The 23,366-nt window shown below is 59.8% G+C and carries 15 protein-coding genes (1 of these 15 only partly in view); 5 read left to right on the top strand and 10 right to left on the bottom strand.

Going from position 1 to position 23,366, the window contains the following annotated elements; genetic code table 11:
* Window positions 1-17: 17 nt before the first annotated feature.
* Window positions 18-908, bottom strand: coding sequence for a LysR family transcriptional regulator (locus RGM3321_RS24790; protein ID WP_244395234.1), 891 nt, complete (start codon window positions 906-908; stop codon window positions 18-20).
* Window positions 909-1,009: 101 nt separating this feature from the next.
* Between RGM3321_RS24790 and RGM3321_RS24785 the strand changes: the two genes are divergently transcribed.
* Window positions 1,010-1,423 carry a cupin domain-containing protein gene (locus RGM3321_RS24785; protein ID WP_244395233.1) on the top strand — a complete coding sequence of 138 codons (414 nt, stop codon included), beginning with the start codon at window positions 1,010-1,012 and terminating at the stop codon, window positions 1,421-1,423.
* Here the strand turns inward: RGM3321_RS24785 and RGM3321_RS24780 are convergent, their stop codons facing one another.
* The 8 genes from RGM3321_RS24780 to RGM3321_RS24745 all read right to left on the bottom strand — a co-directional run bounded on the left by RGM3321_RS24780 (window position 1,424) and on the right by RGM3321_RS24745 (window position 9,756).
* A complete protein-coding gene (locus RGM3321_RS24780) occupies window positions 1,424-2,260 on the bottom strand; it encodes an SDR family oxidoreductase (RefSeq protein WP_244395232.1) in 837 nt (278 codons plus the stop codon).
* 173 nt (window positions 2,261-2,433) lie between these two features.
* Window positions 2,434-3,078, bottom strand: coding sequence for a dihydroxyacetone kinase subunit DhaL (dhaL, locus tag RGM3321_RS24775; protein ID WP_244395231.1), 645 nt, complete (start codon window positions 3,076-3,078; stop codon window positions 2,434-2,436).
* 3 nt (window positions 3,079-3,081) lie between these two features.
* The gene (locus RGM3321_RS24770) at window positions 3,082-4,083 is read right to left on the bottom strand and encodes a dihydroxyacetone kinase subunit DhaK (protein ID WP_244395230.1); all 1,002 of its coding nucleotides are present in this window, start codon (window positions 4,081-4,083) and stop codon (window positions 3,082-3,084) included.
* Window positions 4,084-4,123: 40 nt separating this feature from the next.
* Complete coding sequence (locus RGM3321_RS24765) at window positions 4,124-5,239, bottom strand: alcohol dehydrogenase catalytic domain-containing protein (protein ID WP_244395229.1); 1,116 nt, start codon at window positions 5,237-5,239, stop codon at window positions 4,124-4,126.
* Between the two features lie 29 nt (window positions 5,240-5,268).
* Entirely contained in the window at window positions 5,269-6,024 is a 756-nt protein-coding gene (locus RGM3321_RS24760; protein WP_244395228.1) for an SDR family oxidoreductase, read from the bottom strand.
* A 208-nt stretch (window positions 6,025-6,232) separates the two neighbouring features.
* The gene (locus tag RGM3321_RS24755; RefSeq protein WP_244395227.1) at window positions 6,233-7,243 is read right to left on the bottom strand and encodes a substrate-binding domain-containing protein; all 1,011 of its coding nucleotides are present in this window, start codon (window positions 7,241-7,243) and stop codon (window positions 6,233-6,235) included.
* Between the two features lie 51 nt (window positions 7,244-7,294).
* A complete protein-coding gene (locus RGM3321_RS24750; protein ID WP_244395226.1) occupies window positions 7,295-8,272 on the bottom strand; it encodes an ABC transporter permease in 978 nt (325 codons plus the stop codon).
* The gene (locus RGM3321_RS24745) at window positions 8,269-9,756 is read right to left on the bottom strand and encodes a sugar ABC transporter ATP-binding protein (RefSeq protein ID WP_244395225.1); all 1,488 of its coding nucleotides are present in this window, start codon (window positions 9,754-9,756) and stop codon (window positions 8,269-8,271) included. Before RGM3321_RS24745 ends, RGM3321_RS24750 begins: the two co-directional genes overlap by 4 nt.
* Before the next feature lie 281 nt (window positions 9,757-10,037).
* On the opposite strand from RGM3321_RS24745, the gene rpiB reads away from it, so the two are divergent.
* From rpiB to RGM3321_RS24730, 3 genes are all read left to right on the top strand, one after another.
* Entirely contained in the window at window positions 10,038-10,499 is a 462-nt protein-coding gene (gene rpiB, locus RGM3321_RS24740) for a ribose 5-phosphate isomerase B (RefSeq protein WP_004667607.1), read from the top strand.
* A 67-nt stretch (window positions 10,500-10,566) separates the two neighbouring features.
* Window positions 10,567-11,547 (top strand): sugar-binding transcriptional regulator, encoded by a 981-nt coding sequence (locus tag RGM3321_RS24735; RefSeq protein WP_004662175.1) that lies wholly within the window; start codon window positions 10,567-10,569, stop codon window positions 11,545-11,547.
* A gap of 72 nt (window positions 11,548-11,619) precedes the next feature.
* Entirely contained in the window at window positions 11,620-13,995 is a 2,376-nt protein-coding gene (locus RGM3321_RS24730) for a membrane-bound PQQ-dependent dehydrogenase, glucose/quinate/shikimate family (protein ID WP_244395224.1), read from the top strand.
* Between the two features lie 81 nt (window positions 13,996-14,076).
* Here RGM3321_RS24730 and RGM3321_RS24725 read toward each other — a convergent pair whose 3' ends face one another.
* The gene (locus RGM3321_RS24725; RefSeq protein ID WP_244395223.1) at window positions 14,077-14,850 is read right to left on the bottom strand and encodes a helix-turn-helix transcriptional regulator; all 774 of its coding nucleotides are present in this window, start codon (window positions 14,848-14,850) and stop codon (window positions 14,077-14,079) included.
* Window positions 14,851-15,149: 299 nt separating this feature from the next.
* Between RGM3321_RS24725 and RGM3321_RS24720 the strand changes: the two genes are divergently transcribed.
* Window positions 15,150-23,366, top strand: the 5' portion of a protein-coding gene (locus RGM3321_RS24720; RefSeq protein WP_244395222.1) for a non-ribosomal peptide synthetase. It continues 1,281 nt past the right edge of the window; only the first 8,217 of its 9,498 coding nucleotides appear in the window; its start codon is at window positions 15,150-15,152; its stop codon lies off the right edge, out of view.

Genomic DNA, 23,366 nt, shown 5'->3' with positions numbered 1-23,366 from the left:
TTCGGTCGTTTGATGAATCACCGGTAGCGCAATGCCTCCAGCAACAGGGCAAACGCGGGCGATGCCTGGCGTCTGCTCGGGTAGTAGAGGTGGAAGCCGGCAAACGTCGGCGACCAGTCTTCCAGCACCTGAATCAGGCGTCCGGCTTCGATGTGTTCGGCGACAAGGTCATGCGGGATGTAACTCAGGCCGAAGCCATCGAGTGCAGCATCCAGCAATGGATAGACCCCGTTGAACGTGACCTGACCGGTTACACGCACGTTCAGGCTCTCGTCAGCCTTGGCGAATTCCCAGGCGTACAGCCCGCCACTGGTAGGCAGTCGCAGATTATTGCAACGATGGGCGGTCAGGTCTCTGGGCGTCTCGGGTTTGGTACGGCCATCGAAGTAGGCTGGAGAACCGACCACCGACAGACGCATGTCCGGGCCTATACGGGTGGCGATCATTCCGTCCGCCACGGCTTCACCCAGCCGCACGCCTGCATCGAACCCTTCGGCGGCGATGTCGACGAAGCTGTAGTCGCAACACACTTCAACACTGATGTCCGGGTACTTGGGCAGGAAGGTGTTGAGCACTGGCCGGATAATGAGGTCCAGGGAGTGATCCATTGCATTGATGCGGATCTTGCCGGCAGGTGTATCGCGCAGGTCGCTCAGGCCTGCCAGTTCGATTTCGATTTCATCGAAGTGCGGCCCGACTTTCTGGATCAGACGTTCACCGGCCTCGGTAGGCGATACGCTGCGCGTGGTACGCGTCAACAGACGCAGGCCGAGGCGGGCTTCCAGGCTACGAACCGTATGGCTCAGTGCCGACTGTGACACGCCCAGTCTGGCAGCGGCCTTGGTAAAGCTTCGCTCTTTGGCGACTGCGAGGAAGGCAAGCAGGTCGGCGGCGTTTTCCCGAAGCATTGATGAGCCCTGTCGATAAGTATTTTCGAATTGTAGCGGATAGTCGCATTAGTTGGTGATGGGTAGATTGGAGTGCCATCCATCGATGCTCAAGGACTCTCATGATCGTCATCACTACCTGCGGCTCACAGCCATCGGCCAGCGGACCGGCCGATTACTTCACCGGCACCGTGCGTATCGACGCGCCATTCAAGGGCTCGCAAGACGCCAGAATCAGCGGTGCTACCGTCACCTTCGAACCTGGCGCACGCACGGCCTGGCACACCCATCCGTTGGGTCAGACCCTGATCGTCACGGCAGGCGCCGGGCTGGTGCAGGAAAAAGGCCACCCGGTTCGCATGATCAAGCCCGGCGATACCGTGTGGATTGCGCCTGGCGTCAAGCATTGGCACGGCGCAACCGCAACGACTGCCATGACCCACATTGCCATTGCTGAAGTGCTGGATGACAAGGTGGTTGACTGGATGGAGCAGGTCTCGGACAGCGAATACCACGCAGCAGATAACCGCGAATAACTATTCCGGGGCAAGGTCGCCATACCAGTAGGAGGCCGTCACTCCGCCGTCCATCAAGAAGTCGCTGCCGGTGATGAACGTGCCTTCCTGGCCCATCAGCAGGGCGGCCAGTGCGCCCACTTCATCGGGCGTACCACCGCGTCCGGCAGGGCTGAGTTCGATCATTCGGCGATAACCTTTGCCGCGAGGGCCGCTCAGTTCGTCTCTGGCCAATGGTGTAAAGATGACGCCGGGGCTGATGGTATTCACCCGTGCACCGCGCTTGCCCCAGCGCACCGCTTCGGCCATCACTCGCAACGCATTGCCACGCTTGGATATCTGGTAGGCGTGCAAGGGATCGCTGATCTGTGTTTCCTGCAGCATAGGCAGCTCAAGCAAGGCCTCCACGGGTGTGGTGGCCAGCGCCTTGTTCTGTTCCGGGCTCAACGCTGGCAGGCGATGACCGGACTGCGATGCGATGACAATGCCCGAACCGCCTTCGGCGATCACTTCGCCAAAGGCTTCAAGGACCAGTGCGGTGCCGTACAGATCAACGCGCAGGATGTTGGAAATAGGGGCCTGGGAGGGTGAGACCCCGGCAGCATGAATTACTCCTGTCACCGCTCCCAACGCGGTTGCCGTATGCACCAGGGCTTCTACGGATTGACGAGACGAAACATCGACAATAGCTGTCGTAAACTCGAAGCCGGCGTCTCTCAATACCCTGGCTGCCGCCTCGGCGTTGTCCTGACGCAAATCGGCGAGCAATACGTGTCTGCCCGCGCTGACACGGCGGGCAATGGCTTGCCCTATAGAGCCTGCACCGATGACTACGGTGACATTTCTCGGGTCTTTCATGAACAGTTCCTCGGTGAAACGCGAGCGCATCCGCGTGTGCAGATTCGCTGCGTGATGTCCGGATCACCTTATAGAGCTGTCATTTGGTCAACAATGGGGTGTTATCGGGATAGGCTCATGAGCCTGCTTCATGAATGAAGGTGTCTATTTACACTGGACTGTCATATAGCCGCTTACACCAGCCTCGGCTGCACTGAATCCGCCAATTGCGTCAGGATCAGGCAGCACGACACCGCGCCGGCATCCAGCACGCCAAGCGATCGTTCGCCCAGGCGACTCGCTCGGCCTATCTTCGCTACCAGATCACGGGTTGAATCGCGCCCTTGTGATGCGGCGCTTTTCATCGCGTCAAGGGCTGCGCTGAATGATTCACCCCCGGCGTGGGCCTGCTCGAAAGCTTCGACGGCCGGAATCAGGGTGTCCATCAGGCATTTGTCGCCGACGCTGGCTTCGGTGATGTCCTGCAGTGAAGTGAGGCCGCCGCGCAGCAGTCTGGCGAAGGCAGCGGCGTCGATCTGCTCGCTGGAGCGCACCTGATCGGCCATGCCGATAAACAGACTGCCGTACAGTGGCCCCATGGAGCCGCCGATGCCTTCCATCAGGCTGAGGGTGAGTTCATCCAGTGCTTCGGCAAGGCTCAGTTGTCGGTCTTCAATGGTCCGGCCGCAATGGGCAAAGCCTTTGGCCATGTTAATACCGTGGTCGCCGTCACCAATCGCGCCATCAACCTCGCTGAGGTATTCGCGATTGGCGACGATCACGCTGACCAGATCAGTGACGATTGCAGTGCCGTCATGGGTGGAGAAATGCTGGCTCATGGTTCACTCCGTCTGGGTCATGCCGATGGAGCGGCAAGGGTGGTCGATCAGGGTTTTCAGTTCGGCGTCCAGGCCCAGTACGGTGAGGGTTACGCCCATCATTTCCAGCGATGTGAAGTAATTGCCGACGTAGCAGCGATGAATATGCAACCCCTTGGCCTTGAGCTGGCTTTCGACTTCGGCGTAGAAAATATACAGCTCCATGACAGGTGTTGCGCCGAGACCGGATACCAGCACGACAACGCTGTCGTCAGCGCTGAAGTCGCGGTCGGCGAGGATAGGTGCCAGCATGCGCTCGGCCATCGCAGCTGCCGACTCGATGGCAATGACCTCGATGCCCGGTTCGCCGTGGTGGCCAATACCCAGCTCCATCTTGCCGTCCGGAATCTGAAAATTGGGTTTGCCGACCGCCGCAATGGTGCAGGGCGTCAAGCCGATACCTATTGAACGGCACTGATCCACGGCTTTCTGCGCGACTCTAATTACGCCATTCAGGTCATAACCTTGTGCGGCGGCAGCGCCACCGACCTTCCACATGAAAATTTCCCCGGCCACGCCACGACGTTTGGCGATATCGGATTTTGGTGCCGAGGCTACGTCGTCGTTGGCGACCACGGTGCGGACTTGCAGATCCTTGCTGGCGGCCATTTTCATCGCCAGCTTCACGTTCATGTTGTCGCCCGCATAATTGCCGTAAAGGCAGGCTATTCCAGCCCCATGATCGGCGGCACGGAAGGCGTCGAAAAAGCTTTTCGCAGTGGCCGATGAGAAAATCTCGCCGACCGCTACGGCGTCCACCAGACCGGGGCCGACGTAGCCGAGAAAGGCTGGCTCGTGGCCCGATCCGCCACCCGTCACAATGCCAACGGAGCCTTGCACGGAAGGCCGCGCTTTGCTGATAACCCGAGGGTTATTGTCACTCTGTGTCAGTTCGGGGTGCGCGACCAGAATGCCGCGCAGCATGTCCTCGACCACCTGGTCCGGATCGTTTATCACTCGGTTCATAACGCGATTTCCTGTGTTCTTTTTATAAGGATCGGGTGAGTCAAGGTTGCAGAACGACCTTCAATGATTTGTCGCCACGCTCCATGACCGCGAACGCCTCCTTGAATTCTGCGAGGGGGAATTTGTGCGTGACGACATCGCGCATGTCGATCTTGCGATTGCCGATGAAGTCGATGGCACGCGGGTACATGTAGGGCCCCAGATGGGAGCCGAGTACGTCCAGTTCCTTGCGGTCGCCAATGATCGACCAGTCCACCGTGGCCTCGTCGTTGAACACGCTGAACTCCACAAAACGCCCGAGTTTACGCAGCATCGCCAGGCCCTGATTGACCGCCTTGTGATGCCCTGTAGCTTCTATATAGATGTCGCAGCCGTAGCCGCCGGTGATCTCACGGATCTTCGCCAGTACATCGACCTCGGCCGGGTTCCACACCTCGTCAGCGCCCATGCGCAAAGCGAGGGCGGCGCGCTCGGGTTTCATGTCCAGTACGATGAGTTTTTTCGGGTTGCGCATACGCACTGCGCCAATGATCCCGAGGCCCAGCGTGCCCGCACCGGCGACCACCACGATGTCGTCGAAATCTACATTGGCTCGTTCTGCCGCGTGCAACGAGCAGGCCAGCGGTTCGATCAGGATCGCTTCGTCCGGGGCAATCGAATCCGGCACTTTATGGATGATGCCTTCTTTGGTGAAGATCATGTACTGGGCCATCGCGCCCTGCACGTTGTTCTGAAAGCCGTACAGGTCGTGTTTCTGACACATCCAGTATTGCCCGTGGTTGCAGAAGCGGCAGCCCCAGCAGGGGACGATCTGCTCGGAAATCACCCGGTCGCCGATCTGCACGCCACGCTTTTCTGCGCCTGGGCCGAGTGCGACCACCCGGCAGACAAATTCATGGCCCGGAATCATCGGTGGTTTGACGTAGCGGGGCTGCTCGGCATCGCCCCAGAATGACGGAGCGCCACGGTAGGTCTTGATGTCGCCCATGCAAATTCCGCACAGCTCTACCTTGGTGAGGATTTCGTCTAAGCCTGGCGTCGGCACATCGACGGTCTCCAGCCGGTAGTCTTCCGGGCCATAGCAAACCACCGCTTGCATGGTGGACGGAATCACGGGAGAGAGTTGTTCGGCAGTGCGTTCAATGACGGTGGACATGACGATAAACCTCGCAACAGAAAAGTGAATTACTGGATGCTGTAGCCGCCGTCGATCACCACGTTTTCGCCGGTGATCATGCTGGCGGCATCGCTGAGCAGGTACAGGGCCAGCCCGGCTATTTCCTCCGGCTGGGCGAAGCGGCCTGCCGGGATCTGTGATTTGGCCCGTTCTCCGAGTTCGCCCGCCCAGGCTTTTTTGCCCAGCGCGGTCTCGACGATGGTGGGCGAGATGGCATTGACGTTGATGTGCGGTGCCCACTCCATGGCCAGTACTTTGGTCATGCCGACCACGGCGGCCTTGCTTGCGCAGTAGGCGACGTGCCGGTCCAGGCCGATTACGGCGGCCTGCGAGGCGAGGTTGACGATGCGCCCGCTGCCTTGGGTGAGCATGTGTCGGGCGCAGGCCTGCGCCACGAAGAAGCTGGCTTTCAGATTGATATCCAGAGTGGTGTCCCAAGCGTCTTCGCTGACATCGACAGCCTTGTCCAGCACGGCAACACCGGCGCTGTTGACCAGATAGTCGATGCGCTTGAAGTGCTCGAACACGGTGTCGATGGTGCTGTTGACCTGATCGATCCTGCGCAGATCGACTGTGATGCCGATGTTCCCGCTGCCAAGGCTGGCAGCCACATCGACCACTGCCAGGTCCCGGTCCAGAAGTGCGACCCGCGCGCCTCGCTCGACCAGCAGGCGGGCACAGGCAAGACCAATCCCTGCGGCCCCGCCAGTGATGACCGCGCAACGGCCATTGAGATCGAAGGCCTTGTTCCAGAATTCAGACATGAAAATGACTCCTGTAGCGCTGTTTTTTTAAAGACTCAAACACGTCAGCTTTTGATTCTGGCCGAAGGCCGTGGGAGCGAACTTGTTCACGAAGAGGCCGGTATGAACGCCGAAAATGCGTCGTTTGAAATACTGTCTTCGCGAACAAGCGAAGCGTCGCCCGGTTCGCTCCCACGCCCTTCGGGCAGAAGCGGGAATCTCAGACCGGTTACTTGCCGCCGCTGACCTGTTGATAAAGCGCATCGGCGTTGGCGTCGGTGACCGGCACCCAGGGAAGGATGTAGTTCTTGTCCGTGCCGTCGCCCCATTTGATGTCCTTGGCGTAGCGCTGCCAGATCACCGACTGCGGCTTGTAGTCTTTCCCGGCCAGGGCGCGCAGGGCGACATCGAGTGCGCCCTGGGATTGCGCCTGGGCGTCTTGCAGGAAGGTGGTGATTTCATTTTTCTTCGCTGCCTGAATGGCATCAGGCATGCCGTCGATGGAGGTAATCGGCACGTCCGTAGGTTTCAGGTTGCGGGATTTCACCGCTTGCAGGGCCCCGAGGGCCATGTCGTCGTTCTGCGAGATGATCCCGGAGATACCTCCGTTCTGATGCGCGTTGAGCCAGTCTTCGGTAAGCGTCTGGGCTTCGGCACGTGACCAGTTGGCGGTTTTCTTCTCAATGATCCTCATGTCCGGGTGTGTGCTCAGGACTTCCAGCTCGCCCTTTTCCCGATCAATCTGTGCCGACTGGCCAATCGGCCCCTGAATGATCACCACATTGCCTTTGCCTTTGAGCTTGTCGACCATGGCCTGCGCCTGGAGGCGACCGCCCTCGACATCGTCGTTGCCGACGTAAGGCACTTTGTTGCCGGCAACCCGGGTGTTGGAAGCGATCACCGGAATGTCGTTCTCCATCGCCCTTGCCACGGTGCCGACGCCTGCCTTGGTGTCGATGGGCACAAAAATGATCGCATCGTAGTGCTGGGTGATCATGGTTTCGATCTGGTTGTTCTGGGTCAGTGCGTCGTAGTTGCCGTCGAATACGGTGATCTTCACGGTGCCGTCCTTGACCGCCGGATGCTCCTTGAGCTCACGCACCCAGTTCTGCATGAACTGCCCCTTGAGGCCGTATACCGCCGCGCCGATTTTGTAGGTTTTACCATCGGCGGCCAGGGTGATGCTGCTGGCGAGCAGGGAGAGCGCCGCAACAGCGGCCAGGGATGTACCGAATTTCATGATGAGAACCTCTTTATTGTTGTAGTCAGTCGTTCATACAGAGGAAAAGGCCTAGCGTTTTTTCTTGCGCCACACGTCAATCAACACCGCGAACACGATAATCAGGCCCTTGGCGACCTGCTGGTAATAGGAGGACACGCCGAGCAGGTTCAGGCCGTTGTTGATCACCCCGATCAGTAATGCGCCGAACAGTGTGCCGACGATGCTGCCGGTGCCTCCCGACAGGCTGGTGCCGCCGATGACCACCGCGGCGATGGCGTCCAGCTCATAAGACATACCGGCCTGGGGCAGGGCGGAGGTGGTTCTGGCGGATAGCACCACGCCAGCCAGTCCCGCCAGCAGCCCGGAAACCACGTACACCGAAAACATCACCTTGCGCACACCGATCCCGGAGGTACGCGCGCTCTTTTCGTTGCCGCCGACGGCGTACACATAGCGGCCATAAGTGGTGTAGCGCAGGACCATCCAGAAAATCAGCGCGACTACGGCAAAGATGATGATGGGCACGCCAATCGGTCCGACCCTGCCGATGCCCAGCGCCAGATACTCTTCGGGCAGGTCCGTCACCGGGCTGCCGTCATTGAGGATGAAGGTCATGCCACGGGCGATACTGAGCATGCCAAGGGTGGCCACAAACGGCGGGATTGAAAGGTTGGCAACCATGAAGCCGTTGACCACGCCGAGCATGGCCCCGGCGAACATACCCGCGCTGACCGCAGCCAGAAGGCCGTAACCCTGCGTCGCCACCAGTGCGCTGCACAGCCCGGCGAACGCCAGAATAGAGCCGACGGAAAGGTCGATTCCCTTGGTCAGGATGACGTAGGTCATGCCGACCGCGAGAATGCCGTTGATCGAGGTCTGGCGCAGGATGTCCATCCAGTTGCGCCAAGTCATGAAATATTCGCTGGCAAAGGCCATCAACAGGCACAGCAGAATGAACACCAGCGGCAGGCCAAAGCGATCAACGGACAAACGCAGGCGGCTGCGTGGCGCAGTGGTGGCAGGGGCAATAATGGTTTTGGCATTCATGAGGCAAGACTCAGCAGGACTTCCTGGGAAAGATCGGCATCGCTGCTGATGGTCACCAGCCTGCCACCCTTGAACACAGCGATTCGGTCACTCAGGCGCAACAGTTCCGGTGCTTCCGACGAAACCACGATGGCCGCCCCGCCAGCGCGTACGAACTGATCCAGCAGGTGATAGATTTCCTGTTTGGCGCCCTCGTCAATGCCTCGGGTCGGCTCGTCGCAGAGCAGGCAGACCGGCTCGGTCGAAAGGCATTTGGCGAGGACCACTTTCTGCTGGTTGCCGCCGCTCATCGACGCAACGGGCAGGTCCAGTGATGCGGTCTTGATCTGCAGGCGTCTGACCATGTCTTCGGCCAGCTTGTGCTCTTTGCGCGCATTGATCAGCGACCAGTTCGACAGCTGTCTGTAAGCCGACAAGGCGATGTTGGAAAGGATGCTGCCACTGAGTACCAGGCCGCTGTCCTTACGGTCTTCGGTGACCAGTGAAACGCCTGCGCGGATGGTTGCCTTGGGCAGGCCGACCGGCATGGGTTTGCCTTGCAGGGTGACGCTGCCCGAGTCGGGAATGGTCAGGCCGTACAGGCAGTTGAGAAACTCACTGCGACCCGAGCCCATCAGCCCGTAGATGCCGAGAATTTCACCGTGACGCACGTGCAGGCTGATGTCTTCGAATTCGCCGTTGCGGCTCAGGCTCTCGACATTCAGGCAGCACTCGGCGGCGCATTCACGACCGACCTTGTGGTCGATGCGCTGCAACTCCTGGCCCACGATACCGCGCACCAGGTGTGCCCGGTCGATATCAGCCATGCGTCCGCTTTCGACGAAAGCGCCATCGCGAAAGATGCTGTAGTCGTCGGCAATCTGCGCCAGCTCGCTGAGGCGGTGAGAGACATAGATGATGCCTGCGCCTCGGGCAGCCAGTCGGCGAATGGCCTTGAACAGGGTTTGCGCTTCGCGCTCGCCAATCGCCGAGGTGGGCTCGTCCATGATCATCACTTCACAGTCGTGACTGAATGCCTTGGCAATCTCCACCAGCTGTATCTGCGCCACACTCAGCAAGTGCATGGGGCTGGTGGCGTCGACATCGAACTCAAGTTCTTCCAGCAGCTCGCGGGTGCGCCGATTCAGTTCCTTGCTGTCGACGATGCACCCGGCCCGGCGTGGTTCGCGGCCCAGCCAGATGTTCTCGGCGACGGTCATGAAGGGGATCGGCTCCAGTTCCTGGGTGATCATTGCGATTCCGGCTGCGAGGGCGTCGCCAGGACGGCTGAACTGCACCGGTTCGCCGTTGAGCAGAATGGTCCCGGCATCGCGCTGGGTGATGCCCATCAAAATACTCAGGAAGGTGGACTTGCCCGCGCCATTGCCGCCACACAGGGCATGCACGCTACCGGCTCGCAATGACAGACGCCCGTCACGCAGGGCGGGGATACCGGCGTAAGCCTTGGTGACATTTTCAGCCTGGAGCAGTAATGGCGTAGCCATTGGCGTGTCCTCGTGCTGTGAATTCTTATTAGATGCACTGATGCGTTGCTCAGTGAGCATATGTGTATCAAATGAAATTCTGATCAGTCAATCTCTTTCATATAAAAGTTTTGGAGCATCGATTTTTGGCGCCTCCTATCGTAAATTAGAGCTTTTTCTCAGTATTCATGCAAAAAAGCCGCTTGACAGTACGTCGTTAATGCCTGAGAAATGACTGATCGGAATTTCATCGATTGAACATTTGGTCAGACAATAAGAACTCGGCAGCGGAGCCTGATGCCATGAACACACCTTTCCCGGTGGCTATCGGATGTGATGAAGCGGGTTATGAACTCAAGGAACTGTTGAAGCGCCATATCGAGTCACTGGGTTATCCGGTGACTGACTTCGGTACTCATTCCACTGCGCCAGTGCTCTATCCGGACATTGCTCTGGCGGTCGCCACGGCGATCAATGCTGGCCAGCAGCGGCTTGGCGTGCTGGTCTGTGGTACTGGAATAGGTATGGCCATCTCTGCCAACAAGGTCCTTGGCATTCGTGCAGCTCAGGCTCACGACACTTACTCGGCAGAGCGCGCACGCAAGAGCAACGATGCGCAAATTCTTTCCGTGGGTGCACGAGTGATCGGTGCGGAACTGGCGAAAAGCATCGTTAAATCGTTTCTGGAGTCGGAGTTCGAGGCGGCTCGCTCCGGCGCCAAGGTCGAGCGTATTAACGCGATAGAGCGTGACGGGCATCAATAGTGAGTAGACGGCACAGGGCGGGAGTAGGGAGAATGCGCCTTTGACGTCGAAACGGAAGCTCGTCCACATGAGTGACAGTACCCAGCGCATGGCCAGCGACATCGATCTGATGACTGAAGTCGCGATGCTCTATTACCTTGAGAACGTCACTCAGGAAGCCATCGCCAAACGCTTTGACCTGTCGCGCGCAAAAGTCAGCCGACTGCTCAAGCGCGCACGCGATGAAGGTATTGTCGAAGTGCGCGTGCTGCAGCACCCGGCAATGAACAACGAGCTGGAGCTGGCGCTGGTAGAGCGCTTTCAGCTGGACAGGGCGCTGATTGCAGTCGACCACAGCGACCCCGACACCCAACGCTCGGCGGTCGCCAGCCTGGTTGCCAACTACCTGAACAAAACCCTGAGCGATGGAATGATCGTAGCCGTGGGCATGGGCCGCAATGTCGGCGCAGTGGCGGATAACGTGTTTTTGCCGGTCACGCGCAACTGCACATTTGTCTGCGCCATTGGCGGTTCGCTCAAGGCTGGCGAATACATGAATCCCGATCATATCTGCCGCCGTCTGGCGCTGCGCTTCGGTGGCGAAAGTGAAAGCCTGTACGCGCCTGCCCTGGTGGCCAACCCCGAGCTGCGCAGCATTCTGATCAGCAATGACACTGTGCGCTCCACACTGGACCGTGCCCGCCGCGCAGACATGGCGCTGATTGGTATCGGTGACATGAGCGAAAACAGCAACATGGTGCGTATGGGCTGGTTTTCCCCGCAGGAGATTGCCCAGGCCAGATTGTCCGGTACTGTGGGCGACATGATGGGCTATGATTTCATCGATATTCACGGCCAGCCGGCAGTCAATGCCATTCAGGGCAGGGTTATCGGCCTGACCGTGCAAGAGCTGTTTCGTATCCCGGATGTAGTGGCCATCGCCAGCGAAAATACCAAAGCAGCCGCCACGCTGGGTGCATTGCGCTCAGGTGTGATCAATACCCTGGCGACCACTGTCACTAACGCCCATACCATCCTTGCGCTGGATGACGCGACGCGCAAAAACTAAACCGACACGCAGGATGGCATGGCGTCGAAAAACCTGTACAGCGCAAGGTCATAACAAGAAAGGGCAAGGACGATGATTCTGAAATTGACAGGTATCGTGATCGCGATACTGAGTTTTATTCTGCTGTTCATGGGGGCGCAACTGGTCGTTGCCGGGGGCTCTCCCGCCTACTCGATCATTGCTCTGGTCTTGCTGGCCACGGCAACCCTGATCTTTCTGAAAAAGAAATCGGCGCTAACCCTGTACGCATTGCTCATGTGGGGGATTCTGATCTGGATCATCTACGAAGTCGGCTTTGACAAGTGGCAATGGATCCCGCGCGGTGACCTGTTTGCGCTGATCGGCCTCTGGCTGGCGCTGCCCTGGGTGGTGCGGCCGCTTTATCAGGCTGGTTCGAGCTTCGATAACCACCGTTTTCATCCCTTCCTTGGCAGCACGCTGGGGTTGATGCTGGTGATCGTGGTTGCGCTGATGTTTCATGATCCGTACCCGCTTCAAGAGCTGATCAGTAATGCAACGCCCACCCGTAGCGCCGAGTCGGCAGGCAAGGACTGGGCGGCGTATGGCGGGACCACTGCCGGTCAGCGTTTTTCCAGCCTTGATCAGATCACCCCGAAGAACGTCGGCAATCTGTCGGTAGCCTGGGAGTACCACACCGGCGACCTGCGTGACGCAGGCAAGGATGCGGGCGAGTACACCTTTGAAGCGACGCCGCTGAAGATCAACGACCGGGTGTATATATGTACGCCGCATAACGAAGTGCACGCGTTGAACCCACAGACCGGGGAACTGGCCTGGAAATACACGCCTGAGAAAAAACGCTCTTACCTGCAGCAACATCAGACCTGCCGGGGCGTCAGCTATTATTCCGCTGCATCCAGCTCGACTGGCCAGGTGCCACAGCCCGCTCAATGCGCAAAACGCATTATTACCGCCACCGCAGATGCCAGGCTGCTCGCGCTTGATGCAGGCACCGGTAAATTGTGCGGCGATTTCGGCAACGGTGGCGGGATCGACTTGAGCGTCAACATGGGCGAGATTCGTCCACACGCGCTGATGCAGACCTCTGCGCCACTGATTGCAGGCGAATTGATCGTGATTGGCAGTTCGGTGATGGATAACGGCTACGACGACGGCAACCCGTCCGGCGTCATCCGCGCCTATAACGTCATGACTGGCCAGTTGGTGTGGAACTTCGATCCGCAAAACCCGGACACTACCCAGCCAATAGCGGCCGACCAGAACTATCCGCAAGACACACCTGTTGCCTGGGCAACCCTGAGCGCCGATGTTGAAAACGGTCTCGTGTACGTTCCCTTCGGCAATGCCTCGCCCGACGAAACCGGCACCCGACGTGACCCCGGAAGCAATACCGAGAAGTTTCGCGATGCACTGGTGGCGCTGGACTTGAAAACAGGTGCGCTACGCTGGAAGTTTCAGTCGTCGAACAATGACCTGTGGGATCGCGACAACCCTTCACAGCCGTCACTGCTTGCCGTGGGAAAAGAAGGCAACAGGCAGCCTGCGTTGCTGCTGCCGACCAAAGTCGGGAATATCTTCGTGCTCAACCGCCTGACCGGCAAGCCGATAGTGCCTGTTGACCAGGTCAGCGTTCGCACCGAAGGCGGGGTTGCGGGCGAGCGTTTCGCGGCGACCCAGCCGGTCTCAAGGCTTAACTTCATCCCCCCGGCGTTGACCGAGAAGTCCATGTGGGGCATTACGCCTTTCGATCAGATGGCCTGCCGGATTACCTACAACTCACTTCGTTATGACGGCAATCCCTGGACACCTGCCACGGAGGCGGGCTCGCTGATCTATCCCGGCAACATCGGTGTGTTCAACTGGGGCTCGGTGGCGGTTGATCCTGACCGCCAATTGTTGATTGCAACACCGGTGCGCCTTGCTTACATCTACAACCTGATCAAGCGACCTGATCAGGCTGCGCAGAAGCGTCTGTTCACTCAGGAAGGCAAGCCGTACTGGAACGAAAACTTCCACGGTGACTACGCCATCCGCATCTCAAGGTTCGCCTCCAGCCTTGGCATTCCCTGCACCGCGCCACCATGGGGAACCCTGGCAGAGGTTGATCTGGCCACCGGAAAAACCGAATGGACACGCCGGGTTGGCACCACCAAAAACCTCAAGACCGGCTTCATGCAGGAGCGTTTTCCAGTCGGTTTTCCGATGGGCATGGTTGCCCATGGTGGTCCGCTGGTTACCGCAGGCGGTCTGGTATTCCATGGGGCGACAGCGGATAACTTCTTTCGCGCTTACGATGTGAATAACGGAGACGTGCTCTGGGAGCATGAGTTGCCGGCTGGAGGGCAAGCGACGCCTTCGACCTATACCGGCAGTGATGGCAAACAATACGTGATCATTGCGGCTGGCGGCCACGGATCGCTTGGTACGACACTGGGTGACAGTGTGATTGCCTTCCGACTTGATTGAGATCGGGTCAGCGCAGGGGAAAGGGCCGGAAAAGGCCCTTTTCCGCATTCGTATGATGCCTCTGTATTGCGTCAGGCAGTATCAGCCGCCTGCCATCCAGCGTGCCAGACCGTGCCGGCCGCTGACGCCGAGTTTGGCGGTGGCGCGCTTGAGGTAGGTTTCCACCGAGCTGTTTTTCACCTTCAGGCGCTGCGCCATTTCAGCCACAGTGCCACCGGTCAGCAAGCCCAGACACACTTCCTGCTCGCGTGCCGACAGCGTGACCGAATCCTGCGCCAGCCTGCCACTGAATGCTTGATCCAGAGAACCGGGTTCCTGCTCGATACGGGGCTTGCGATGACCTGCCTGGGCAATAATTTGCGCATGATGCTCGACCAGCGGCAACAGTGTGTCGGAGAGGCTCTTGAGTAATGAAAGCTCGGTCAGGGAAAACGCGCGCAGGGAAGTCAACCGATAAACGCAGATGATCCGTCGACGGTCACCGCTGCTGGAAACGAGATTGCACTGGTGAGTGTTTTGCTGCGGGCGTTGCGCGTCAAGCGGGGTTTTGAGCTGGACCAGCAACGGTGCCTGCATGTCCAGAATGCTTGATAGCAGAGGATGGTCAGTTGTTTCGGGGCTCGGAGGATCGCGCTGCAGGCCGGCGCTGCCGAGCAGATTGATGCGACTGATACTGCTCTGACGCATGTCCAGTGTCCATTCACTGAGGTCAAGCCCGTGAATAGGCACCAGCGCATCCACCAATTGCCACATCTGCTCGGAAAATGTGGCGGCACCGGTACTGGAAACCAGTTGAGCCAATTGCAGATAGAAGCGTGGATCATCGCTGTATTCGAAATGTTGCGCCGTGTTCATCTTGAGCTTTCCTGATTCCGACCGCGCAAAAAGGACCTTGGTCGACTGCTGCGCGGTAACTACTGATTGCAATAACTGACAAGCCTGATGACTGGACTGGGTCTTTGGTATTCAGCCAAAGCTTTTGTCGTGCGTCTGTAACGGAAAACGGGGACAGATTTTCAACCTGCCAAACATGTATGAGCGATGAAGAGTGGCTATAAGCCAGTCGCCGGGGTCTGTCCGGGTTTAAGGGGCCATACATAGGCAAGTCGGCAGTGCTTAATCCGCGGCCTATCTGTCAAGAAGGACCTTGAGCCATGTTTGCCCCAGCCGCTGAAACTTTCCCTCTGACCGCTGCTCAGCGTGATATCTGGCTTGACCAGATCAGCCGTGGCGATTCTCCGCTTTACAACATCGGCGGCTACCTGCAACTGACCGGGCCGGTTGACCCGCCGAATCTGCATCGAGCGCTGGAGCAGCTGGTTGCCGCTCACGAAAGCCTGCGAACAGTGCTGATGCCGGGAGCAGGGGCGGATGGCTTGCCGCTTCAGTCATACGCTGCTGTCATGCCGTTGACCCTTCCGTTACATGACTTCAGTGATCACCCCGAGCCGACCCGTGCAGCACGAGCGCTGGTCAATGACCACATGCGGCGTCCATACGCACTGGATGGCAGCCCGTTGCTCGATTTCCGCCTGATCCGTCTTGCCCACGATCAGCACTGGCTGGTGGGCCAGGCCCACCATCTGATTCTTGACGGTTGGGGCTTCGGCCAGTTGTTCAAGTCCCTTGGCGAGCTTTACAGCGCATTGATAGCAGGTGAACGCCTTGAACTCAGTGCGCCGGGCTACCGCGCCTTCATTGCTGACGATGCGCAGTACCATGCGTCGAAGCGCTATTCGCTGGACAAGGCCTATTGGCTGGAAAAATACCGTAACCTGCCGGAACCGTTGCTGGTATCGCGCTATCACAACCGCCGAGCGACAGATCCGGCGCCGTCCCATGCCTGGGTGCAGGCACTTCCCCAGGCGTTGCATGCGCGTATGAGGCAATTTGCCGAGCGCCACAATGCTTCGGCGTTTCATGTGTTGCTGGCGGTTCTGCATGTCTATTTCACGCGTACGGCGCAACGCGAAGAATGGATTGTGGGCTTGCCGTTACTCAACCGCAACGGCGCGCGCTTCAAGGCCACCCTTGGCCACTTCGCCCAGGTCAGTGCGGTGCGCATGGCCTTCACCGACGGGCTGGACTTCGGTGCTCTGGTGGTCGAGGTACGTGATGCGCTGAAACGTGACTTCCGTCATCAACGTTTTCCCCTGAGCGAGCTCAATCGTAGCCTGGAGTTATCCCGCGAGGAGCGCGCGCAGTTGTTCGAAGTCTCGGTGTCCTACGAGCTGGAAGACCACGGTTACTGCTACGGCGAGGCTGAGGCACACACGGTAAAAGTCTCCAATGGCTATGAGGCGACGCCGCTGGCCATCCACTTGCGCACCAACAGCTACAACGACGATGCGGCGCTGCATCTGGTCCACCATCGTGCCTGGATCGAAGATACCGAGGCCCAGGCCATCGCCGGACGTCTGCTGCACATACTGAAGCAGGGCCTTGAAAGCCCGACGCTCAAGCTTCAAGACTTCCACATTTCAGCGCCAGCCGAGCAATTGCAGATACAGGCCTGGAACCAGACTGAAAAAACTGCTGCCGACGAGCAATTGATTCATCGACGCATCGAGCAACAGGCACGGACCCGCCCGTATGCGGTGGCAGCGGTTTATCAGGGGCAACACCTGACCTACGCGCAACTCAACCGGCAGGCCAATGTGCTGGCCCAGCGCCTCATCTACCAGGGCGTGCGGCCTGACGACCGCGTTGCCATCGTTTCCCGCCGTAGCCTGGAGACCCTGGTCGGGCTGTTGGCGGTCCTCAAGGCGGGCGCTGCCTATGTGCCCATCGACCCGTCACACCCACGCGAACGTCTGCATTACTTGCTCAGCGACAGTGCGCCGGTGGTGGTGTTGACGCTATCAACGCTGATCGACCGTCTGCCACCGATGGCAATGCCGCTGATCGAGCTGGACCAATGCGCAGACAGCCAGGGGGCTGACAACAATCCGCAGGTAGCGGGGCTGAGCAGTGACAATCTGGTTTACGTGATCTACACGTCGGGCTCCACCGGTCAGCCGAAGGGCGTGATGGTGGAGCATCGTACGCTGGCCAATCTGGTTGACTGGCATTGCGATGCGTTCGACGTGAAGGCGGGCAGTCATACGTCCAGCCTCGCTGGCTTCGGCTTCGATGCAATGGCCTGGGAGGTCTGGCCGACCCTGTGCGCTGGCGCAACCCTGCACCTGGCCCCGGTTCAGGACAGCGGGGAGGACATTCAAGCGATGTTGAACTGGTGGCGTGCCCAGCCGCTGGACGTCAGCTTCCTTCCGACTCCAGTGGCTGAGTACGCCTTCAGCCAGGACGAAGAACACCCGACCCTGCGCACTCTGCTGATCGGCGGTGACCGCCTTCGTCAATTCGTTCATAACCGCCGTTATGCCGTGGTCAACAATTATGGTCCGACCGAAACAACGGTAGTCGCCACCTCGGGCCAGGTACTGGCCAATGGCTCGCTGCACATCGGCGGTCCCATCGCCAACACGCGGGTTTACGTGCTCGATGAGCAGTTGCAAGCGATGCCCGTGGGCGTTCCCGGTGAGCTATACATCGGTGGTGCAGGCGTTGCGCGCGGCTACCTGAACCAGCCGCAATTGACCGAAGAGCGGTTTGTCGCCGACCCGTTCAGCAATGTCGAACAAGCGCGTATGTACCGCAGCGGTGATCTGGTGCGCTGGAACGCCAACGGGACCCTGGATTACCTGGGGCGCAACGATGATCAGGTGAAGATTCGTGGCATGCGCATCGAGCTGGGAGAAATCGAGGCGATGCTGGCCAGCCTGGAGGGTGTCAAGGATGCGGTGGTACTGGTTCGCGACTTGCACCTGCTGGCCTGGTTCACTGAAACGTCTGCCGTCGACACCGACGCACTGACCCCCGCAATGCGAGCACGACTGCCGGGTTACATGGTGCCGCGCGCGTTCACGCGTCTGGCCTCACTGCCGTTGACGGCAAACGGCAAGCTTGACCGTCGCGCGCTGCCTGACCCGGACCCGGCGTACCTGCTGGGTCAAGCTTACGAGGCCCCTCAGAGCGAGGTGGAAATCGCCATGGCGGCCATCTGGGCGCAAGTCCTGGGTGTGGAGCGGGTAGGGCGGCACGATAACTTTTTCGAATTGGGCGGTCACTCCTTGCTCGCCGTGAACCTGGTCGAGCAATTGCGCAAGGCGGAGCTGACGGCAGATGTGCATGCGCTGCTCAGCCAGCCGACACTGGCTGCTCTGGCCGCTTGGCAAAACGATGCTCAGGCATTCAAGGCACCGGCAAACCTTATCCCGCCAGGGTGTACCCGGATCACACCGCAAATGTTGAGCCTGGTCTCGCTTGAACAATCGGCCATTGATCGGATTGTCGCCAGCGTGCCGGGCGGCGCTGCCAACGTGCAGGAAATCTACCCGCTGGCACCGTTGCAGGAAGGCATTCTTTATCACCATCTGACCGCCGAGCAGGGCGATCCGTACCTGTTGCAATGGCGTCTGGCGTTCGACACGCCGCAGCGTCTGTGCGCGTGGGCCGATGCGTTGCAGCACGTTATCGACCGGCACGACATTCTGCGCACCTCAGTGGCCTGGGAGGGGCAGGAAAGTCCGCAACAAGTGGTCTGGCGCAACGCTGAACTGACCGTGCAGGCTATCGAGTTCGATGCCGAAGAGACAGAAATGGCGATCATCGACCGCCTGCAAAGGCGCTTTGACGCCCGGCACCATCGACTGGACCTGTCACAGGCACCGTTGATGCGTCTGGTGCATGCCCATGAGCCGGCAAGCGGAGAAACAGTCGCCATTTTGCTGTTTCATCATCTGGTTCTTGATAACACCGCGATGGAAATTGTCAGCCGCGAGATGCAGGCGCTGCTGTTCGGCCAGCGCTCTGACCTCAGGACGCCGGTGCCTTATCGCAACTATGTAGCGCAAGTACGGTTGGCCAGCGATGAGGCCGGTCACAGCGCGTTTTTCAGTGAAATGCTTGGTGATGTCGAAGAGCCGACCTTGCCGTTTGGCATACAGGACGTGCGTGCCGACGGCAGTGGTATCGAGGAGGATCGACGGTCACTTGACCACGCCCTTGCCCTGCGACTGCGCGAACAGGCGCGGCAACTCGGTGTGAGCGCTGCAAGCCTGATGCATCTTGCATGGGCGCGGGTCCTCGGGGTGCTTGCCAACCGTCGGGACGTGGTGTTCGGCACAGTATTGTTGGGGCGCATGAGTGGCGAGGGAGCTGATCAGGCGCTCGGCGTATTCATCAATACCCTGCCACTGCGGGTCGATACGGCGCTGACCACTCGGGCGGCCGTCAAAGCCGTCCATTCGAAGCTGTCTGCACTGATCGCTCATGAACAGGCTTCGCTGGTGCTCGCTCAAGGCTGCAGTGCCGTTGCATCAGGTTCGCCGCTGTTCAGCGCACTGCTCAATTACCGCCACAGTGCTGACGTAAAGCCACAGGACGGTGAAGGTCTCTGGCAAGGCGTGCGGGTGCTCGGCGGCGATGTGCGCAGCAACTACCCATTGACGCTCAGCGTGGACGATCTGGGCGAAGGTTTCGACCTGCATGTGCTGGCGCTGCAAGGCATGGGTGCCGAGCGCATCGCTGGCTGGGTGCTCAACACGCTGGCGCATTTGCTGGAGACGCTGGAAGAGGCGCAGCCACTGAAGCTGGAAAACGTTTCGATTCTCGACGCCGCAGAGCGCAGCCATTTGCTCCTCGATTTCAACGACAGCGATCAGGGCTTTGCGCAGCATTGCACAGTGAATGAGCTGATCGAAGCGCAGGCAGCCAGCCGCCCCGACAGTCCTGCGGTGATTCAGGGCGGCAACGTCCTGACCTACGCAGAGCTGAACGAGCGAGCCAATCGCCTGGCTCACCATCTGATCGGCCTGGGTGTCACAGCAGATGAGCGGGTCGCGTTGTGCCTGCACCGTGGCCCGCAGCGGCTGGTCGCCATGCTGGCGGTACTCAAGGCCGGTGCTGCGTACGTGCCGGTAGATCCGGTCTACCCGGCGGAGCGAATTGCTTACCTGCTGGAGGACAGCGCACCTCGCGTGGTCCTGACCGAAGACTCGACGCGCGATCTGGCGGGCGATGCAACGCAGTTGAACATCGAGCAGATTAACTGGCTTGAGGCGTGCGCCAGCAACCCGTCGGTAGCGGGCTTTGATGAGCATAATCTGGCTTACGTCATCTACACCTCCGGTTCAACCGGCCAGCCCAAAGGCGTTATGGTTGAACATTGCACGCTGGTCAACCTGGTGCACTGGCATTGCCAGGCGTTTGATCTGCAGGCTGGCAGTCATACGGTGAGCGTGGCAGGTTTCGGGTTTGACGCGATGGCCTGGGAAGTGTGGCCCGCATTGTGTGCCGGTGCCGTGCTGCATTTGCCACCGGCACAGGTCGGCAACGAACACGTGGATGAGTTGCTCGACTGGTGGTTGGAGCAGCCACTTCATGTCAGTTTCCTGCCGACTCCGGTGGCTGAACAGGCATTCAGACGCCCTCGTCAGCATCCGACGCTGCGCACGCTGCTGATAGGCGGCGACCGTTTGCGTCAGTTTGACTGCGACCCGGGGTTCACCGTGATCAACAACTATGGCCCGACCGAAACCACCGTGGTGGCCACTTCTGGCGTGGTAAAACCGGGCGGTGCGCTGCACATCGGCGGTCCGATTGCCAATACCCGTGTTTACGTACTGGACGGGCAGTTACAGCCCGTACCGGTGGGTGTGATCGGTGAGCTGTATATCGGCGGAGCAGGTGTAGCACGGGGCTATCTGAACCGGCCGCAGATGACCGAAGAGCGTTTTATTGCCGACCCGTTCAGCGACAAGGCGCAGGCACGTATGTATCGCAGCGGCGACCTGGTGCGCTGGAACGCCGATGGCAGTCTGGATTACCTGGGGCGCAACGATGATCAGGTGAAAATTCGCGGCATGCGTATCGAACTCGGCGAAATCGAGGCGACCCTGGCCAGTCAGGCGCAGGTCCAGGATGCCGTGGTGCTGGTGCGCGGCGAACGTTTGCTGGCCTGGTTTAACGAAAACTCATCCGTCACTCCCGATGTCCTGCGTGAAGCGCTGCGCGCGCGCCTTCCCGCGCACATGGTGCCGCTGGCCTTTACACGCCTGGATACGCTGCCCTTGACCAGTCATGGCAAGCTGGATCGCCGTGCCTTGCCGGACCCTGAACTGGAAGAACTGAGCGGGCAGGCCTACGAGGCACCGCAAGGCGAAACAGAGACCATCATGGCCAGTCTCTGGGCGCAGGTGCTGGGTCTGGAGAAAGTCGGACGGCACGACAACTTCTTTGAACTGGGCGGTCATTCGCTGTTGGCGGTCAGCCTGGTCGAGCGCCTGCGCAATGCGGGCCTCAGCGTCGATGTACGGGTGTTGATCGGCCAGCCGACCGTTGCCGCTCTGGCCGCATCGGTAGGCAAAGGTCGTGAAATTTCTGCGCCTGCCAACCGCGTTCCAGCCGGTTGCACACACATCACGCCGGATCTGCTCAGCCTGACACAGCTCGATCAGACGACCATCGAGCGTATAGTCGCCACGGTGCCTGGCGGCGCGGCCAACGTGCAGGAGATCTACCCGCTGGCACCGTTGCAGGAAGGCATTCTTTATCACCACCTGACCGCCGGGCAGGGCGACCCGTACTTGCTGCAATTGCGCATCAACGTCGACAGCCCGGAGCGCCTGGCGGCGGTGGCCGACGCGCTGCGCAAGGTCATTGCCCGGCATGACAGCCTGCGCACTGCAATCGTCTGGGAAGGACTCGACACGCCGCTACAGGTCGTCTGGCGTCAGGCTGATCTGCTTGTCGAGCGTGTATCGCCAGCGCAAATCGATGCGCCCGCAGGCTCGGCACGCTTGAGCCTGAGCTGCGCGCCGCTGATTCGCCTGGCCTATTGCCCGGACGAGACGGGCTCTGGCCTTTCAGCAACGCTGATGTTCCATCACATCGTGGTGGACGCCACTGCGCTTGAGGTCATGCGTGAGGAAATGCTCGCCCATCTGCGCGGCGAGCCCGGTCCAATGCAGCCCGCCGTGCCTTATCGCAACTATGTGGCGCAGGCGCGTCTGGGCGTCAGCGAAGCGGAGCACGAAGCTTACTTCCGCGAGCAACTGGGCGATATCGACGCGCCGACGCTGCCATTCGATCTGCGCGACGTGCAGGGTGACGGCCGCTCCTTCGAACAAGCGCAGCAGGTGCTGCCTGACGCGCTGTTACAACGTCTGCGCGGTCAGGCGCGGCAACTCGGTGTCAGTGTCGCCAGCCTGCTTCACCTGGCATGGGCGCGCGTTCTGGCTGCGGCCACCGGCACTGACCGGGTGGTATTCGGCACTGTCCTGCTGGGTCGTTTGCAGGGCGGTGCGGGTGCCGACCGCGGCATGGGCATGTTCATCAACACACTGCCGCTGCGAATTGATCTGGGTAACGTCGGTATACGTGAATGTGCACGCGCTACTCACGCCCGGCTTGCGGCGCTGCTGGGTCACGAACATGCGTCTCTGGCTCAGGCCCAGCGCTGGAGCGGGGTGGCCGCGCCCTTGCCGTTGTTCAGTGCGATTCTCAACTATAGACACGCCGCAGGCCAGGCCCGTCAGGATGCGCAGCTCGACGCGTGGCGTGGTCTGGAGATTCTGGCCAGCGAGAAGCACACCAACTATCCGTTGAGCCTCAACGTCGATGACCTGGGCGATAGCCTGCGCCTGAGTGTCACCGTGCCACCTCAGGTGGGTGCGCAACGTATCTGTGGTTATGTGCAACAGGCGTTGACAGGCATCGTTGATGCGCTTGAATGCCAGCCGGATCTGCCTGTGCAGCATCTTTCTGTGCTGAACGCCGACGAGCGCCAGCGCTCGCTGGTCGACTTCAACGCTACGACGGTTCATCACGATCTTCAACAAACCCTGCAAGGTTTGTTCGAGGCGCAGGCAGTGCGCACGCCGCAGGCTGTTGCCCTGCGCGCCGGGCGTTCGCAACTGACCTATCGACAGCTCAACGAACAGGCCAACTGTCTGGCCCATCACCTGATCGATCTGGGCGTACGGCCCGATGATCGCGTAGCGATCTGTGTCGAGCGCGGCCTGTCGATGGTCGTTGGCCTGTTGGCTATTCTCAAGGCCGGTGGCGCGTATGTGCCGCTTGACCCGGGCTACCCGCGCGAGCGCCTGCAATACATGGTCAAGGACAGTGCGCCGGTGGCTTTGCTGGTGCATGCAGGCACGCGCAATCTGCTCGACGATGAACACACCCTGCGGGTCGACCTGGACAGCTCGACCTGGGACATGCAGCGCGGTGATAACCCGCGTGTCCCCGGCCTGATGCCCAATCATCTGGCGTATGTGATTTACACCTCGGGCTCCACCGGCACGCCC

It is taken from the genome of Pseudomonas sp. RGM 3321 (assembly GCF_022836805.1).
Classification (GTDB): domain Bacteria; phylum Pseudomonadota; class Gammaproteobacteria; order Pseudomonadales; family Pseudomonadaceae; genus Aquipseudomonas.
The sequence above is the reverse complement of the archived record's forward strand: the minus strand, read 5'-3'. Positions and strand labels throughout refer to the sequence as shown.

Bases quoted from the DNA above. Each gene is read 5' to 3' on its own strand.
- RGM3321_RS24790 (WP_244395234.1), bottom strand. From the start codon at position 908: ATGCTTCGGGAAAACGCCGCCGACCTGCTTGCCTTCCTCGCAGTCGCC.
- RGM3321_RS24785 (WP_244395233.1), top strand. From the start codon at position 1,010: ATGATCGTCATCACTACCTGCGGCTCACAGCCATCGGCCAGCGGACCG.
- RGM3321_RS24780 (WP_244395232.1), bottom strand. From the start codon at position 2,260: ATGAAAGACCCGAGAAATGTCACCGTAGTCATCGGTGCAGGCTCTATA.
- dhaL (WP_244395231.1), bottom strand. From the start codon at position 3,078: ATGAGCCAGCATTTCTCCACCCATGACGGCACTGCAATCGTCACTGAT.
- RGM3321_RS24770 (WP_244395230.1), bottom strand. From the start codon at position 4,083: ATGAACCGAGTGATAAACGATCCGGACCAGGTGGTCGAGGACATGCTG.
- RGM3321_RS24765 (WP_244395229.1), bottom strand. From the start codon at position 5,239: ATGTCCACCGTCATTGAACGCACTGCCGAACAACTCTCTCCCGTGATT.
- RGM3321_RS24760 (WP_244395228.1), bottom strand. From the start codon at position 6,024: ATGTCTGAATTCTGGAACAAGGCCTTCGATCTCAATGGCCGTTGCGCG.
- RGM3321_RS24755 (WP_244395227.1), bottom strand. From the start codon at position 7,243: ATGAAATTCGGTACATCCCTGGCCGCTGTTGCGGCGCTCTCCCTGCTC.
- RGM3321_RS24750 (WP_244395226.1), bottom strand. From the start codon at position 8,272: ATGAATGCCAAAACCATTATTGCCCCTGCCACCACTGCGCCACGCAGC.
- RGM3321_RS24745 (WP_244395225.1), bottom strand. From the start codon at position 9,756: ATGGCTACGCCATTACTGCTCCAGGCTGAAAATGTCACCAAGGCTTAC.
- rpiB (WP_004667607.1), top strand. From the start codon at position 10,038: ATGAACACACCTTTCCCGGTGGCTATCGGATGTGATGAAGCGGGTTAT.
- RGM3321_RS24735 (WP_004662175.1), top strand. From the start codon at position 10,567: ATGAGTGACAGTACCCAGCGCATGGCCAGCGACATCGATCTGATGACT.
- RGM3321_RS24730 (WP_244395224.1), top strand. From the start codon at position 11,620: ATGATTCTGAAATTGACAGGTATCGTGATCGCGATACTGAGTTTTATT.
- RGM3321_RS24725 (WP_244395223.1), bottom strand. From the start codon at position 14,850: ATGAACACGGCGCAACATTTCGAATACAGCGATGATCCACGCTTCTAT.